14 protein-coding genes are annotated in these 16,949 nt (G+C 29.4%); 3 read left to right on the forward strand and 11 right to left on the reverse strand.

Annotation, left to right across the window (positions count from 1 at the left end):
* Positions 1-117: 117 nt before the first annotated feature.
* The 10 genes from AB1410_12035 to AB1410_12080 form a co-directional block, all read right to left on the reverse strand.
* Complete coding sequence (locus AB1410_12035; protein ID MEW6457428.1) at positions 118-924, reverse strand: polysaccharide deacetylase family protein; 807 nt, start codon at positions 922-924, stop codon at positions 118-120.
* Positions 917-2,851 (reverse strand): glycosyltransferase family 39 protein, encoded by a 1,935-nt coding sequence (locus AB1410_12040; protein MEW6457429.1) that lies wholly within the window; start codon positions 2,849-2,851, stop codon positions 917-919. Before AB1410_12040 ends, AB1410_12035 begins: the two co-directional genes overlap by 8 nt.
* On the reverse strand, positions 2,848-3,666 hold the full coding sequence (locus AB1410_12045; protein ID MEW6457430.1) for a methyltransferase domain-containing protein: 819 nt from the start codon (positions 3,664-3,666) through the stop codon (positions 2,848-2,850). The genes AB1410_12040 and AB1410_12045 overlap by 4 nt, the downstream gene beginning before the upstream one ends.
* Positions 3,667-4,731 carry a GNAT family N-acetyltransferase gene (locus AB1410_12050; GenBank protein ID MEW6457431.1) on the reverse strand — a complete coding sequence of 355 codons (1,065 nt, stop codon included), beginning with the start codon at positions 4,729-4,731 and terminating at the stop codon, positions 3,667-3,669. It lies immediately after the preceding gene.
* A gap of 80 nt (positions 4,732-4,811) precedes the next feature.
* Positions 4,812-5,165, reverse strand: a complete 354-nt coding sequence (locus tag AB1410_12055) for an EamA family transporter (GenBank protein ID MEW6457432.1) — start codon at positions 5,163-5,165, stop codon at positions 4,812-4,814.
* Positions 5,162-5,533 (reverse strand): DUF2304 domain-containing protein, encoded by a 372-nt coding sequence (locus AB1410_12060; GenBank protein MEW6457433.1) that lies wholly within the window; start codon positions 5,531-5,533, stop codon positions 5,162-5,164. Before AB1410_12060 ends, AB1410_12055 begins: the two co-directional genes overlap by 4 nt.
* A gap of 12 nt (positions 5,534-5,545) precedes the next feature.
* On the reverse strand, positions 5,546-6,244 hold the full coding sequence (locus AB1410_12065; protein MEW6457434.1) for a glycosyltransferase family 2 protein: 699 nt from the start codon (positions 6,242-6,244) through the stop codon (positions 5,546-5,548).
* Positions 6,241-9,015, reverse strand: coding sequence for a glycosyltransferase family 39 protein (locus AB1410_12070; protein MEW6457435.1), 2,775 nt, complete (start codon positions 9,013-9,015; stop codon positions 6,241-6,243). The genes AB1410_12065 and AB1410_12070 overlap by 4 nt, the downstream gene beginning before the upstream one ends.
* Before the next feature lie 8 nt (positions 9,016-9,023).
* Positions 9,024-11,777, reverse strand: coding sequence for a glycosyltransferase family 39 protein (locus tag AB1410_12075; GenBank protein ID MEW6457436.1), 2,754 nt, complete (start codon positions 11,775-11,777; stop codon positions 9,024-9,026).
* Positions 11,778-11,860: 83 nt separating this feature from the next.
* Positions 11,861-12,853: a lysylphosphatidylglycerol synthase domain-containing protein gene (locus tag AB1410_12080; protein MEW6457437.1), complete on the reverse strand. Its 993-nt coding sequence runs from the start codon at positions 12,851-12,853 to the stop codon at positions 11,861-11,863.
* Between the two features lie 281 nt (positions 12,854-13,134).
* On the opposite strand from AB1410_12080, the gene AB1410_12085 reads away from it, so the two are divergent.
* Entirely contained in the window at positions 13,135-14,124 is a 990-nt protein-coding gene (locus tag AB1410_12085) for a DPP IV N-terminal domain-containing protein (GenBank protein MEW6457438.1), read from the forward strand.
* A gap of 114 nt (positions 14,125-14,238) precedes the next feature.
* A complete protein-coding gene (locus AB1410_12090) occupies positions 14,239-15,027 on the forward strand; it encodes a class I SAM-dependent methyltransferase (GenBank protein ID MEW6457439.1) in 789 nt (262 codons plus the stop codon).
* 16 nt (positions 15,028-15,043) lie between these two features.
* Here AB1410_12090 and AB1410_12095 read toward each other — a convergent pair whose 3' ends face one another.
* A complete protein-coding gene (locus AB1410_12095) occupies positions 15,044-15,799 on the reverse strand; it encodes a glycosyltransferase family 2 protein (protein MEW6457440.1) in 756 nt (251 codons plus the stop codon).
* A gap of 388 nt (positions 15,800-16,187) precedes the next feature.
* Between AB1410_12095 and AB1410_12100 the strand changes: the two genes are divergently transcribed.
* Complete coding sequence (locus AB1410_12100) at positions 16,188-16,853, forward strand: hypothetical protein (protein MEW6457441.1); 666 nt, start codon at positions 16,188-16,190, stop codon at positions 16,851-16,853.
* The last annotated feature ends 96 nt before the right edge of the window (positions 16,854-16,949 follow it).

Below are 16,949 nucleotides of genomic sequence, written 5' to 3' on the forward strand. Positions count from 1 at the left end.
TGCTTTTTTATATATCTGAAGAGGTTTATCATTAGAATTAAAAATTATAATGAATGGAAAGTATATTTTCAATGAATTAGAAGGATAACATCATTCAGGAATATTAAGTTGTAAGGGTTAGATATTTAAATAATCCTTTATTGAACTGAATTTAAAGGATTCTAATAGTCTATCCAATTTTTTCTCGGCAGTTTTAAGATTAACATAATGAATAAATCTTTCCTTAAAGGGTAAATCTAATTTGGGGGTTAAATCATCTATTTCACGGGGATGCAAATAGATCATAGCTGGCTGATTTTGTTTATTTAAATTTTTAATCCCCATCTTGATAAAAGAATAAGGAAAAAACCTTAGGTAAAAACCCCCTGAAAACGGTACTCTCATTCCTAATAAATTTAATGTTGTGGCGGGAATCTCTATTATATTGTTTATCCGATAAGGAAACCTCTCTGCATATCTGTCGCCATAAAGAAAGGTTTTCATTGGAAATATACTTGAATCATATATAATTTCATTTCTTTCAAGTATCCTGAAAAACCAATCGAAATTCTGATAAGATGACCATGAAGGTGCTCTATAACCTACGATCTTCTCACCAGTAATTCCCTGAAGAACATCGATAGACCTTTTTAAATCTTCTTCGAATTCTTCAGGACTCTGTTTATATACAAGAACATGACTGTATCCATGAGTAGCAATTTCATGTCCTTTTTCCTTTATCATCAAAACAATATCAGGGTATTTCTCCGCAGTTCTGGCAAGAATGAAAAAAGTAGCTCTTGCATTATGCCTTTCACATAGGGAGAGAAATCTTTGAGTGTTAAATTTAAGTCTTTCATCCTCTCCAAATTTCCCTAAAAGGTCTACAACATCATAATTTGCATGAAACCATTCTTCGATATCAAAGGTTAAAAGGTTAATCATTTAAATTCTTCTGGAATGAAAAATAACCTATGTAAGGTTCATTTGGTTTTACTATTTGATTTATCTCTTTTGTAAATTCTTTAATTTCTGAACTGATTTTTATATCTATATTTAAATACCCTCGACTATCAACGGCATTTCCGTTATAATCCACCTGGGTAAAAATAGAAATCACATGATTAGAATCTCTTTCAATATTTATCCTGATTTCCTTTGAAATACTTTCTCTTTCCGGAAATATTTTCAGTAAAATTTGTTTATCCAGCGTTAAATAAAACTGATTTTTTCCATTGTTTTTGTAGGAGACATCAAAATAAATTGTCTCATTATCAACGGATTCTTTCCGGCTGGTGTACAATTTATAAACAAATATTTTAGATCTTATCAATCCCAATGACTTTCCCTTGAAAACTTTTATTAAATATGAATTCTCATTTATCCATTTATAGGCAGAATAATGATATGGAAATATCCTCTTTCTCTTTTCATCTCTTAAATACTGATTTTTAATGCTATCTGAAACGATTAAAAATTCTAAATCTGAGTCTTTAAAGCTTTTAAAATCTGATTCTCCAAATGAATAGAATAGATGAGCATTTTGAGATGGATTAAGTCCACACCTCATCTCAAAGGCATACATTGTATTATTCAGTTTTTTCTTAGTCCAATCCCAGCATTGAAATTCAACACTTTTATTCGTTATTGCATCCAGGACATCTACTAATTTATAAACAGGCTGAATCATCACTAATAGCAGGAAGCCAAAAAATAAAGGAACTCTAATTCTTTTTAGATGTTTTTCTAAAAAATTATTCAAAAAATAAAAAAAGAACGCGCATATTATTAAAACTGATGGAATCACAGGAAACACATGTCTTACTTCAAATTGATGGGTAAGAGCAAGGAAAAAATATATGAATATAGGTTGAATTATCAGTAAACAAAATTTATTTTCTCTATTAAAAATCACTCTTTTAAACAAAAAAATCATTGAAAAAATGAAAAATATAAATCCGATTAAACCAATATTCTCTATTAAAGCATTTATTAATGATGTCCAAGGATTAAAAGATCTTGCCAATAAATCTTGTTTGAATAAAACCGATTGCCTGTAGAAATCTTTTCTGAAAGCCTCAAAATCTAAGAATGAATATGGTGAAAAAAAGAAAACACTTATGATAAAGGAAAAAAATATAACCGCTGAATTCAAAATTAACTTTTTAAATCCGTCTTTCTTTTCGAAAAACCTCAAAATGACAGCTATTATTAAATTTATTCCAGCAAGAATCCCTGAATATTTTGTCGTAAGGGCTCCTGCTAAAAAGACACCTGACAAATTCAGGTTTTTAAGATCAGGTTTTTCATATACTTTAAAAGAAAATAAAATAACTAACGCAACAAATAATAATTGTATAGAATCTGGTTTTCCATAATGAGATAGCAATACTACATAAGGGCTCACAACTAATAACATTACGGCAATATTTTCTACTCTATGCTTTCCAAAATATTTTTTCATCAAATTGTAAATAATTAAAATCATTATAATTCCTGAAACAGCAGAAACAAACCTTGCAGAAAAAAATAGAAGAGGCATTACAGTAGTTTTGCTAACTAAATTTTCTTGAACAACCTCTGAAAAATAATGGAGAGAAAAAAAGTAAATGAATATTTTATAAAAACCATAAATAATAAAAGTAAATAAAGCTGCTATATAAAAGTACAAAGAAGGGTAGAAAAACCAATGGAGGTTCAAATCTTTGTTTTCAATTATGTTATATATTTTGGAAATCATCCCGTCTTCATCAGCAACAGTACTCATAAAAGGGAGTCCTGAGCCTATCCCATAAAGTCTTATTAATATTCCTGATAAAAAAAGAAATAAAAAGATTTTATCTTTTTTCAAATCAGAAAAGATTTTTTTCACGCTGGTTTAATTGCCTCAACCGCAAAAGAAGTTGATATGAATTTTTCAAAAAAATTAAGTTCTTTATTTCCTTCTGCCAATTTGGCCTTTCCAAAGGGAAAATATAGAAACAAAGCAGATTTTATAAATCCTCCATTATGCAAAAAATATTGCTTTATCTCATCTCCAGTATAAACCCTTAGATTTTCATATATTTTTCTTTCTATAATCCTGAACAGATTTAACGTAATATTCTGACCGTTAATAGTGCTGACAATTATCCTTCCTCCAGGTTTTGCTACCCTCAATAACTCTTCGATGAAAGTTTTTCCATCTTTTACAAGTTGCATTACATTATTTGAAACAACCATATCAAAACTATTATCCTCAACAGGAAGTTTCTCTCCCGATGATTGAATAACATCAAAACCTTTTCTTTTTGCAAACATCAGCATTTCCAGGGAAATATCAATTCCAACAAGAAAATTATTCTTACTCAAAGATTGGGAAAAATGACCGGTTCCACATCCCACGTCAAGAATTGACAGGCTTTCTACATTTCCAATCAATTTTAAAATATTATCCTTTAGGAAATTAAAATTTTTCACACTGAAATAGGTGTTTGCTGCTTCGGTATCCCCTTCTTTTTTTGAAATCTCTCTAAAATAATCTTCCCATCTCATATTCTGTTGGTCTGACTTTAACATAAGAGGAATATCATCAATTACTCTGTATGTTTTATTACATTTTGTACATTTTAGATTTGCATCTTCATAAATCAGTTTCTGCTCGCATTCAATGCATTTTAGAATTGAAATTAGTTTCTCGTTTAACATTTAAATGGATAATTCCTTCCTAAAATATTTTCCTATTTTTGCAGATAATTTCACTGGGACGATAAGCTTCCATAATCCTGAACCAATCTTTACAAAATAACTTTTATCAGATAACGGCTTCTTTATTTTTTTTACCGAGAGATAATAATTAGAATATTCAAGTAAACTTATTCCCCACTTTACTTTGTATTGTCTCTGTCCTGGATATCTTACAGGTCCAAAGTCGAAGTATTTATAACCGTTTTCAGCAGCCCATTTAATAAATTCATAGTGAATTAAATCATTACCTCTCAAATCAAAATATTTCTCATCAGAAGAGATATCTGTTATATGAGCTGAATCTCCAACAGTCCATCCCAATAAAGCTGAGATATAATTTTCTTTATATTTAGCAAAAAATATTTTTATATAATCTTTTAGGTTTTTTTGAAGAGAAAGAAAATATTCTAAAGGTTGCGGAGGACTTCCAAGTCTTTTAAGGCTTTTTAGATGAAGTGGATAAAAAATGTTTTTTATCTCTACCTCACTATTTCCTGCAACTACTTTCAGATTATTTCTTATTGCTTTTTTTATATTTTTTCTTACACTATAATCCACTAATTTAGATAAATTTAAGTTTCTATCCAGCTTTAAAATTCCATAATAATAGAGAGGAACCTTTTCAAATAAATTATTGTTTAATCCCTTTAAATCAGAAAAACATCTAATCTCCAAATAATCCAAATATTTTTCTTTAAAAGTATTTTCGATAACGGAGTTAAACTCTTTTAAAATTTTTATCTTTTTTTCTATATCTATATCCGTTGAAAATAATATGCCTCCATACTCTGAAAAAGGTTGTGAAACTATTCTTTTTCCATAAAGTACACTTCTGTGAAAAAAAGATGGGAAAACAGCTTTAATTTTACCATCCTCATAGCAAAGCCAATAATTACTCTTTAAGTTATAAATTTCTTCAATAGCTTTTTTAAATCCAATCAAGTACACAAATCTGCCATTTGGATTAATTTTTACAAATTCATCCCATTCACTTTCAAAATCATCTTTGTAGGGAACCCAAGTCATATAGATCTAAGTCTTAAAAGCTAAATATAAACTCATACATAATAACCCTTCAGTATCGTATTTTGTTTCATTATATAAACCTAAGTCTTAAAAACTAAATACACGCCCACCATAATGAAAAAAGTTCCAATCCATCTTAAGGTTGAAATATGCTCCCTGAAAAAAATTATCGATGCCAAAACCATAAGAACATATGTGAAGCTAACTATAAGGTTGGAATAACTTAACTCATATCTCGAAAGAATTATCAGCCATACCAGTACTCCTATGCCTGAAAGAAAAATCCCTGCTAATACGAAAGGTGAAGTCAGTGCTCTAATAAAAAAATTCAAATTAATCCCAATCCCGGCAAATTTATTCATCCCATTCTTTATCAATACCTGTGAGAGAACCCAGATGATCATAGAAATGATAAACAAATGAATTCCCTTCATTCCCTTCTCTCCTTTTGTTGATTCTCTAATTCCATTTTTAATAATCCCAATTCTTGAATAAGTTTTTTATTGGATTCTTTTAGCTCTGAAATCGCAACTGAAAAATGAATTAAAATTATCATAAGTCCCATTATTAAAATAAGAAATAAAGCTGCAGGAGGGTAGCCGATTCCTACAAAATAGGAGAACTTATCTAAAAGCTTCCTGAATAAAGATATAACTAGAAAGATTATTCCCATGCCGAGCCAGAGAATTGAGAATTCTTCTCTCAATCTTTTTCTTCGAATAAGTTCAAAAACAAAAATAATCAAGAAAATACTCCCAATTATAGCCAATATTTGAATTCTAAAAATCTGAACATCTTCCATTGTTTTTCTCCTTTACTTTTCTTTTCTTAACATTAAAACAAAAATTGAAAGAAATACTTTTGTCATATAATAAACTGCCCTAAAAAAACTAATAGATGATCTTCCCCCTATTCTTTCCTCCATTTCCACATGGACTTCTTTAATTTTAATTCCTTTTCTTTTCAAAATGTAAATTGCCTCAGGTTCAGGATAATCATCCGGATAGTTTCTGCTCAAAATTTCTATCGCTTTTCTATTATATGCCCTGAATCCTGAAGTGCTATCTGTAATTTCTTCTCTGAGCAATATTTTATTTGTTAAATAAAATAATTTTATTCCTATCCTTCTTAATAAAGAGCTTCGAAATGTAACCTTTTCAATAAACCTCGACCCGATAATAACATCAGCTTCATTTTTAAGAATTGGTTCAATGATTTTTTTTACTTCTGACGGTTTATGCTGACCATCGCCATCTACTTGAACGGTAATGTCATAATTATTTCTTTCACTATAGATGAAACCAGTCTGGACAGCGCCTCCAATTCCTATATTAACTGGGAGGTCTATAACATTCACAAAATCAAATTTTCTTGTCAATTCAGAAGTCTTATCGGTTGAGCCATCATTTATGACGACTACATCGAAGTCTGGGCAGAACTCTTTTACAGACAATAAAACCTTTTCTATGTTTTTCTCTTCGTTGAATGCTGGGATTATAACAATCTTTTTCACTGATTAAATAGAGTTCCTTTTAATTGCTGATTAAGATAACTTTTCATATAAAAAATATCTTTCCCCATTTCAAAGAAAAAAATCCTTAAATCAGGGAAAATTCTTATCTTATCAAGGATGATTTTATAATTTCCGTCAAGGATTATTCTAAATTTAACCCTTTCATTCATGTTATTTATTTTAAAATGAATCTTGATTTTTTTAAAATCGTTTTCTATTATCCCATCCTTTAAATCACCTTGGGAAATAATTTTTTCTTTTGAATTCTCATTAGAGAGAACATAAACTCTACCTTTCCAGTCTTTATTTTGAGTTAAGTCTTTAAAGCTTAATTCAGCAATGTATTCCTGAGGATACAACTGAATGGATGAGCTTTCAATTTCAGAATTTTCTCCATGCCATTCGGAATCACAGTAAAGTCCTTTTAAAAATGACAATTTTTCATCGTTCAGAATAATCTTTTTATCCATGTCAAAATCTTCCATCTGGAGGATAACTGAGTGGGAATCCAGAAAGAAATCAAAATCTACATCAAATAGTCTTTCAAATTTTCTTTTCCATTCTTCCTCTTTAAGAGAGCCACTTGTCAATGATAGATATGATCGGTCAAATAGTCTTAATTTTTTATTAATTTTATACAAAATTTGATTAGCATCTTTATACATGCCTTTTTTAAAATTAGATAAACTCAAATAGTAATATGCTTCGATATTTTCTGGGTTTTTTTCAAGTTCTCTCTGATAATATTCAATAGCTTTATCATAATGCTCATTTTTATAGAATTCATACCCTATTTCCATCGGGTTCCATAATATTTTAACCAATACCTCTTTTTTCCCCTCAATAGAAGGAAATATAAATTTATAGACATATTTTGTAAATGGAAACTTCAATTTAGGTGATATTTCCAGATATGCCATCCCCTTTCTGCCCAAGTCCACTCGGTGGGTAGAATAGCCATTCTTAAATTTTATTATTTCGTTCTGATTTTCTCCATAAAAAAATAAAACACATTTCCCTATTTCACTATTACTCTGAACATATCTTATGAGTTCTTCATCCTTTAGAAAAAATACATTATTGCATTTCCCATATATATCTGGGTTTGTAAAAATATAATCGATTTTTTTCCTATCAAAATCTACAGTTTTAGGCAAAAGTATATTGACTGGTTTTTTCCCAATTTTTCTTATTTTGTATAGTTTCACAGTCGGGTTTTTCATTTCAATTAGCTTCAATGAAAAATCTTTTATCAGTTCATATTCCCGATTTAGTCCCCTGTAGAATCTAACCTCATTAGGATGATATTTTTCTGTTAGGTAAAATCTATACTTATAATTAATGCTGCTTACAATCAAAAAATCGAAATTATTTCTGTAAAAAGAAAAGTCTCTAAACCCTAAAATAAAGAAGAAACCAAAATAGTGTTTATATCTTTTATCATCTGGCAAAGGAGAATACATCTCAAAAGCAATTTTGCTATTTTCTGGCAGGCTTTTTTCTATCCAGTTATGAGCTAATTCAACTGTATCATATCGCTTAATATAATAAACAGCCTCAATATCCCTGAACAGGGTCGGTATGAAAATTATCATCAGCGCTAATGTTAAAACTGAATTTCTGATGATTCTTTTATCGATATATTTTCTCAAAAAATCCCAAATCAAAACAAATCCCAGAGATTGAATTAGTGCAAGAAATGGCAATAAAACAAATAAATCTCTCGGTCTTGATATTCCATAGGACCCTAATGCAATGAGAATATAAAGAATTGGAAATGAAAAAAGAAGAATTTCTTTTTTTCTGAGCTTAAATAATTTAATAAATCCAATTAAAATTAAAATGCTGAATGGAAGACCAATTGAATAGTTTATGTTAAGAATAGCTCTGAAATAATTATGCTGGATGATTTTCTCAATTAATGTATCGGGCTTAACAGGAGTCATCCACCAATCTGGTTTCGATAGGACACCTATATAAAATATAAGTTTTTTAAGTGAATAGCCTGGCTCTATGAAGAAATACGGTGCGCCAATAAAAAACCCAAATATAGTAAAAAAAATAGCTATGAATAATTTTTTATGGAATAAAGTTTTTATGATATTTTTCTCTTTTTCGATTGAATAAAGAATATGGGCAATTATTAATGCCACTAAAATCATTCCACCGTTATATTTTGAGGCTATTGCAAAACCAGCAAATATACCGCTGAAGATGTAATAAATTAACTTTCCCTCAAGATAAATGCCTACGCAGAATAAAAATGTAATGATTGCAAATAAACCCATCTGATTATCCAGAACTGCTGAGTGACCGAGAATAATATGGTTAAATGATAGAGTCAAAAAAATTGCCGATAAAATTCCTGCTTTTTGATTATAAAGTTTTTTCCCTACAAGATATGTAATATATATTGATATTGTTCCATAAAATCCAGATAAAATTCTTGCTATAGTTGATAGCTCATAGTAAGACCAGATTTTTGTAATTCCCTTTGGTATTGCACCGAGAATTGAAAAAATAAGACCTAAAGCTCTGAATATTATAGCAACTATGTATTGGTAAAAAACAGGATATGAATATGGATTTATAGGTCGAAATGAACCATAAATATGATGTCTTGCTTCATCCAGTATCTCCCAATCTTCCGGCCTCATGTAATAAGCTCCTGTTCCTGCAATTCTTATGTATAGTCCAAAAATCATAAGAATCAGAATAGTTAAAAAAAGCCAATATCTCTTTAAAGACAAGAATATGCTTTTAATTTCCATATCTAATTTTACTGTAGCAATTTTTTGAAATTATCAAAAGTTTCAAATTCTGATTTTAAGCTTCTAATCAAGTCAGGAAAAAAAGAGAAACTTTTTACCTTTACTTTATCGGGCTCCAAAAAGCTCGCGAAAATTTCATATTCTCCATCTCTATCGATGTAAAAATCGAATGTGAAACTCAAATAGTAATCCTTCTTATTAATCAGTCCTTTATTAACTTCTAATCTTTTTATAACATTTTCATCTAAACATCTATATAATTCGATACGACTTAATAAATTTTTTCTGAATTGAAGAACCCCGCCATAAATAGCGGGGATTCTTCGACGGCAAGGTATTTTATCATTAATATTGCTCGCCTTACCTGCCCCTGAAGGGGCAGGGTTGCAGCCAGCATTCCGTTCAATGGGAATTGAAAACAAAATTTCTGATTTATAAAAGCCCTTAGGAAGGTAAATCTTTCCGGATGAATACCTAATTTTTGATGGGTCAAAATCTTTTATTTCCAATTTTTCTCTTTCAATCTCTTTTTTTAAAATATAATTATAAAAGCTCAGGTCAACACCAGTGGCTTTTTCATATTCATTTAGTAGCTTTTCTGTATCATTATTTTTGATTGTTGATAAATTATCGATATGAAATATATTATATTTCTTGCCAATTTTATCGAGTATCAATTCTTCTCTTTTAGCTTTGATTTTTTCTCCCAGATTAATATAACATTTGAACAGTAATAAATGAAACTCAAAGCTTTCCATGAAATTGACCTCTTTTTCTTTCAGGTATGTTATTGCCTCTCTGTACAACTTTTCATCATAAAACATCTTCCCTATTAGAAGCGGATTTAAACCCAATTTAACTATAATCCTGCCCTGACCTTTCGAATAGATTTTTAATGGTATAAGCATTTTTGCAGGGTCAATTTTTGTGGACAATTTTATAATTTTCCTTTCCGAAGGATTTAAATTTATGTTGATTCTCTCTCTTCTGGTCTCAATCTTGATTTCCTTTTTATCCTTGCCATTAATTAATATTACATATATTTCACTTGAATCAGATAATATATACCGAATATACGGTATGCTCTCTGAGGAAATACCAGTATAAAAATCCTTGTCATAAAAATTTTGCCCATAACAAATTCTATATTTGTTATCCATGTTAAAAGGGATCTTCTCTACCAGAGGAAAAAAAATGGGGTTTTTTCTTTCAAAGGAATGTTTTTTCTTTTTCCATATTTCAAAATGTTTATTTAAAGCGATTGTGCCAAAATCATCCAAAAAGCACCTCTTTATTGGATAAAACTCTTTAGAAATCTCTTTAAAATATTGAACTCCTTCTCTGTATCGAAGGTTTTCTGGATTTCTCCAGTAAAATGATGTTCTACAGAAAAACAAATAATCTGCTTTAATGCTTAGAAGAAAAGGAAGATCGGTTTCTACGAAAGGATCTCTCATCACTACCCTGTAATCCTCACTTTTGAATGAAGGGACCAATAAATCGAGTGCTAAATTTGAGCCTTTTTGGATATTTTCATTTAGATAAACTGATGCTAACTCATAAGAGTCAGGAAACTCAGCTAACATCCTATCAGCAACAACTATTTTTTTTATCGATGGGAAAAGAATTAAGATACTTAAAAATAAAAGAATAATTTTATTTTCAAAGATTGGTCTGATTTTTTCTGGAAATAATTTTTTCAGGTCTATGACAAAAAATTTGGAAGCTAAAATTAAAAGAGAGGGAAATGTAACCATAATATATCTCTCTGAATAATTGTGAGAAAATGATGTAATTACATAAAAAACCAGAGGAAATGAAAGGAGAAGAATCATCTCTTTCCAGTATTTTTTAAAAAATATCAGAGAAAAAAAGAAAAACAGGAAAACAATCAATCCAATTCCTTCAATTTCATCTTTTATAAATCTAAAATAAACATCTTCAGGATGCCACCCCATCCATCCAGTAAAATAATATCTTGCCCCTGAAAAAGTCTCTATCATCCTTGGAAATTGAATCACACAGTATGGACAACCAAGGAAGAACCCTAAAATAGAGAAAAAAATTATTACAAATCCATATAAAATTGCTTTTTTCAAATAAACAAATAATTTTTCATCCTTTCTAAAATTTAGAAGAATTGCTGTCAATCCTATAATTAATACTGGAAAATGATACTTTGCTGAAACTGAAAAGCCTGCAAAAAAACCGAACAGTAAGGCATATAATAAATTAAACTTTTTATAAAATAAAAACCCAAACAGTAAAGCCACTTCAAGAACGAGAGTATTCAATATATCAGGAAATGCCCAGTGAGAATTGACAGTATGAAGGAATGAAAATGTCAAAAATAATGCTGCGAAAAAACCTACTTTTTTATTAAATATTCTTTTCCCTATAAAGTAAGTTAATGGAATTGATACAGTGCCATATATTGCTGTGGGTATTCGAGTGGTAATTAATAAAAATTTAAAATTGGATTTAAGTAATTCAATAAACTGATATGAATCCTTAACAAACCCAGATATCTTCATCAGAATAAAAATCAGATATTGAAATACAAATGCTAAATAATAATTAAGAGATGGATAACCAAAATCAACAGGAATAAAATTTTCTTCCCAGAATTTTAAAGAATTGGCATAAGTATCCCATTCATTGGGAATTATCGTAATCCCATTTCCCCACGCTATTCCCCATATCCTGAGAAGAAAACCAACCAATATTAATGAAAAAACCAACCAGAAAAACTTATTTTTCATGAATTCTCGAACGACTCAAATTATCAAATCTGTCTCCGTTTTTCAATACTGAAGCCTTGATTTTTAAAAACATGAAAAGTTTTCTATTCAATACCATTAACATTTCTACCTTTAGAAAAAATTGGTAAGGCAAGAATTATTATACTTATAATTCCTAACAGATATTCATAGAATTGGGAAATCAGATGAAGAGTAAAACCTGAGACTATAGCTAATTTCCTTTCAAACCCTAACAGGGAAAAAGTAAAAGTCCAGCCCGCTTCCCATGTTCCAAAACCTGCTATTCCATGAAGGAGTAAAAAAGCCAGTAAATCTGCTGAGGAAATTCCCATAACAACTTTAAAAAAATTTAGATTAAAAAAAGAGTATCCTGAAAATTTAAGAATTGAATGGAGAAGAAAATAGAGGGAGGTATACTTGAAAAGCCTGATCAGGGTGGAAACTATAAAAACTTTAGTATAGATTCCTTTTTTTTTAATTTTTTTTATATCTTCTATGATTAAATTCAATTTCTCATGAATTAACGAGATGCTTTTTCTTGTATTCAGATTAAATCTTTTAGAAAAATAGGAAAACAATTTACTTAAAATTTCGAGTAGTTCGGACAGAAATATAATTATTGCGAGAATTAGAATCAAAAATATAAAAGAAAAAGACACAATCTGCAATTCAGAAATGAAAGGAACGGTAAAAAAAACTGACAATAACAAGAAGGGAAAAAGACTCGCTAAATCGAAAAAAAATGCCATAAGAAATGTAGAGGCTGCGATTTCAAATGGAAAATTAAACCTTACATTGATTAAATAAATATATGAAAGAGACCCGGTTCTTGCAGGAAGCAAATCGACAAAAAGATTCCTTATCAGGGTAACAAAAATAAGGCTTTTCAAATTTATATATGGAGAATCAATCAGAATTTTATACCTGTAAGCTCTTACAACTGCTCCTGAAAAAGAAAGAAAAAAATAAGCAAAGAGGGTCGATAAATATATATTTTTAAAAGCATCGATTATGTCCTGAATTTTAATAAAAGAAATAAGATAAATAACAAGTATAATAGTTACAAGAATAGACAGAACAAAATAGAAATAATTTTTTTGCTTATTTCATGTTTATTTAATTTCATCCAATTAATTTTTTTTAAAAACTAATTTAGTCAAATAATATCCTTAGATAAACTTTTATGCTATTTAATATTTTTAAAATCATAACAGACTGTATTTTTTTAATAAATATCATTTTAATTAATCCTCAAATTTCCTATTATATCATGTAAATGAAAAATTCCTTATTGCCTTTTAATTAATATTTATTTTAAAATATATAAAAGAAAATTCATGGGATTAAAGAGATTTAAATGACAAATGTTCAAATCCCTTATAAAAGTAAAGTTTTCTACATATTACTTTTGATTTTTTTATTTCTCATAATAATCATCTTTACATTTGCGTTTAATTTATTTGCAAAAATTTCAGATATGTTAGCAAAGACTTCAAATTCTTCAGAAGAACCTTTTACTGATTCTCCAGAAGATATAATCAAGACTTTAAAAGGAAAAATTGTTTTTCAATCAAATCGAGATGGTGACTTTGAAATCTTCATAATGGATGTTGATGGGAAAAACTTAAAACAGCTTACCCATAATAATGCTGAAGACCAATACCCACGATGGTCTCCTGATGGGAAGAGGATCGTCTTTCAATCAAACAGGGATGGAAATTTCCAAATTTATATAATGAATGAGAAGGGAAGGGATATAAGGAGGATTACCCACAACTCCTTTAATTGCTATAATCCCGAATGGTTCCCTGATGGGAGAAGGATAGCCTTTGACACCTTGGACAACGGGGATAAGATATTTGTGGTAGATCTCCATACTGGAAATGAAATGATGCTGACAGATTTCTGGTTCAGGACAATTCTCCCTGCCATCTCACCTGATGGAAAGAGCATGGCTTTCACTGCAAACAAACTCTTTGGATGGGGAATTTATCATATGGATTTATCTACAAAAGAAATTAAACTTCTCGACGGAGAAGGAGGAGCATGCCGCCCTGACTATTCTCCTGATGGAGAAAAGATTGCATATGTCAGTGGAAAGGGAAAGGGTAAAGAAAACATATGGGTTATGAACCTCAATGGCTCAAACAAGATGCAGATTACAAAAAGTAAGACTACCTTTGATTATGACCCTTCCTGGTCGCCGGATGGAAAATGGATTGCATATGCATCCTCTCATGATAAACATAAGGGAAACTGGGAAATATTTATAATAAGAGCTGATGGAAAACATCCTCTTCGCCTTACAAACCATCCTTCTCATGATAAATTTCCCGATTGGTATTAATTTCACCTTCGGGTTTAAGTTCTCATTATCCATTATTTTCAACTTTTGAAGGCTTATTTTTTGTAAATTTATGTAATATATTATACATTAAGAAATCAACAATGGATCAGAAAGATGAAATTTTATTCAGGCGAAAGGGATTATCCAGAGGATAAAAAAACAAATCCTCGTTTCCAGCGAGAGCTGTCAGCTTATTTATTCTGTGTGAATTATGTCGAAAATAAATTTGTATTAGATGCAGGATGCGGTGAAGGATTTGGAAGTTTTCATTTAGCACAAAAATCAAAAAAAGTTATAGGTATTGATAATTCAAGAAAAACTATCGAGAAGGCAAAACAAACTTACAGAAAAGATAACTTAGAATTTATGATGATGGATGTGACTCACATGGAATTTCCTGATGAATATTTCGATGTTGTGATTTCTTTAGCTGTTATAGAGCACATAGAAGATTATGAAACTTATTTAAAAGAGATAAAAAGAGTATTAAAAAAAGAAGGAACTGGGATAATTTCTTTTTTAAATAAATTGTATAAATTTCCATTGGAACCATATCATTACAGAGAATTTAATCTGGTTGAAATTAATGAATTAATGGAAAGATATTTTTCTGATATAGAGATATTCGGTATATTTGGGACCTCGAAAAATTCGATTTCATACAGGAAGAAAAGGTTAAAAATAATCGATTTAGTCTATAAATCAGGCTTTTTTAAGTTACTAAGACTCACTCCCAGGAAATTATCGATAATCATTTATGAAATACTACATTTTCTGTTCAGAGAATTCCTATTTTTGCTTAAATCAAGAGAAATAATGAAAATTTCAACAGAAGACTTTTTAATCTCAAAAGAGAATTTAGAAAATGCTATTAACTATATCGCTGTATTCAGAAAATTATAAATTAGTATATAAGCATCTAAAATAATTTATCATATTTCTTCAATTTTAAATAAAAAAATACCTTTCCAATTTCAATGATTGCATTAAATATCTCAAAGAGATTAATTCTTTTTTGTTTTTTCCTATATTCAATTATCACTGGATATTCAACTATTCTCCATTCATTTTTTAACGCAATCAATAAAAACTCTAAGTCAAAAATGTATCTTTTGCATTTAGTTTTCCTCAAGATTGAGTCTGCCAAGTCTTTTTTAAAAAACTTTATTCCGGTCTGTGTATCTGATAAATTAATTCTAAAGATAATTTTCACTACCAAATTAAATAAATTACTTAAAAACAGCCTTCTTTTTGGATAATTAATTTTAGATTCAGGGTGTCTTTTAGAGCCGATGAGAATATCAGCTCGATTTTCTTTGAAATAGTTTAAAAAAATAGGGATATTCTCAGGAACTATATCTAAATCAGAATCAATGAACCCTACTATATCTCCCTGAGATAAAGATATTCCTTTTTTTATTGCATTTCCTTTTCCCGAATTCTTGCTTAGATGAATTATCCTTAGTCTATCTCCATAAATATTTTTCAATTCTTTCAACTCATTCCAGGTGCTGTCAAAACTTCCATCATCCACCACTATTATTTCATACTCTTGAGGGTTTACCTTCTTTATCTCTTTTTCCGCTAATTTAACTGCATTTCCTATTATATTCTGTACATTAAAAGCTGGTAGAATCAGCGAGATCTTTTTAAATTTGTTAATTGAATCACTCATTTAATATTTCTTTGCTTCAATGCATATTCAATGCATAATAAAATATCTTTATTTTAACAAAAAAAATTACTTTCTTTAAAGTCCAAATTATATAAATAATAAGACAATTCTTCAAATATTCATGGTATTACTAAAGAAAGGTCATCTTATAACAATTTAACAAAAAACTATTTTAATACAAAAGCAATAAATAATTTGTAGGGCAACCCTTCAGAGCCTGCCCCGAACCTTGCCCTGAACTTGTTTCATGGGTTGATTCGGGGGTTGCTTAATGCAAGGCTAAAGCCATGCCCTGCATATCAATTTATTTAATTCTTTTGTATTAGTAAGACTGCACCTCTATCTTATTTATTTTAATAGTTATTTTTAATAAAATAGATATTTAAAAATGGTCAGAGCATTGAAGAATTCAATTTTCATTCCATTGATATTGTTATTTTCCATTCCCATATTTTCTGAAGAATACATTGGTTCATTTGATGTGTCAAAAAACTACCTGGCTGTAGAGAAAAATGGAGTAATTGAAATTTCAAAAGCAGATGGGAAAAAAGTTCTTTCCATAAAAGGAAAAAATCCAAAGATAAAAGAATCTGTATCTGGAATTCTTTATCTTCTCAGCGAAAATACCGATTATAAAAGTTCTTCTGTGTCGATATATAAAATTATTAATGAAAAGATAATCAGTCATGAAGTAATCTCAGAGGGTTTTCCTGGTTATAATCTTTCATCTTATTTTATTTTAAGCATAAATCAAAATCCTCTTATTACATGGGTAAATTATTCAGAGGGGATTTATAGCATATATCTTTTTGATCAAGAACAAAAATCTGCATATCTCATAACGAAATCCTCGTATCAATTATCCTCACCTAAATTATTAGAGGACATGAATGAAAATATATACATTTTCTGGCTTTCTTCAACGGGAAAAGGGGACGAGATTTGTTATACTAAATTTAATTACTCAAATAGTATCAAAATAAATAAATTAGAACAAAAGTTTTCCCAAGAAAATGTCAAATGTCAAGACCTGACTATAATATATTTTTATTAAAATATAGATATAACATTGAAAATATCAAATTCCTATGCAAGGGAGAGAAAATATTGTATAAGAAAAAAGGAGAGTGGCTTGACCTGACTGCCCTCC

This window comes from Acidobacteriota bacterium (assembly GCA_040756905.1).
Classification (GTDB): Bacteria; Acidobacteriota; Aminicenantia; order JBFLYD01; family JBFLYD01; genus JBFLYD01.

Excerpts from the sequence above, each read along its gene's own strand:
- AB1410_12045 (MEW6457430.1), bottom strand. The coding sequence starts at position 3,666 with ATGTTAAACGAGAAACTAATTTCAATTCTAAAATGCATTGAATGCGAG.
- AB1410_12090 (MEW6457439.1), top strand. The coding sequence starts at position 14,239 with ATGAAATTTTATTCAGGCGAAAGGGATTATCCAGAGGATAAAAAAACA.
- AB1410_12055 (MEW6457432.1), bottom strand. The coding sequence starts at position 5,165 with ATGAAGGGAATTCATTTGTTTATCATTTCTATGATCATCTGGGTTCTC.
- AB1410_12060 (MEW6457433.1), bottom strand. The coding sequence starts at position 5,533 with ATGGAAGATGTTCAGATTTTTAGAATTCAAATATTGGCTATAATTGGG.
- AB1410_12035 (MEW6457428.1), bottom strand. The coding sequence starts at position 924 with ATGATTAACCTTTTAACCTTTGATATCGAAGAATGGTTTCATGCAAAT.
- AB1410_12095 (MEW6457440.1), bottom strand. The coding sequence starts at position 15,799 with ATGAGTGATTCAATTAACAAATTTAAAAAGATCTCGCTGATTCTACCA.
- AB1410_12075 (MEW6457436.1), bottom strand. The coding sequence starts at position 11,777 with ATGAAAAATAAGTTTTTCTGGTTGGTTTTTTCATTAATATTGGTTGGT.
- AB1410_12050 (MEW6457431.1), bottom strand. The coding sequence starts at position 4,731 with ATGACTTGGGTTCCCTACAAAGATGATTTTGAAAGTGAATGGGATGAA.
- AB1410_12085 (MEW6457438.1), top strand. The coding sequence starts at position 13,135 with ATGACAAATGTTCAAATCCCTTATAAAAGTAAAGTTTTCTACATATTA.
- AB1410_12100 (MEW6457441.1), top strand. The coding sequence starts at position 16,188 with ATGGTCAGAGCATTGAAGAATTCAATTTTCATTCCATTGATATTGTTA.
- AB1410_12070 (MEW6457435.1), bottom strand. The coding sequence starts at position 9,015 with ATGGAAATTAAAAGCATATTCTTGTCTTTAAAGAGATATTGGCTTTTT.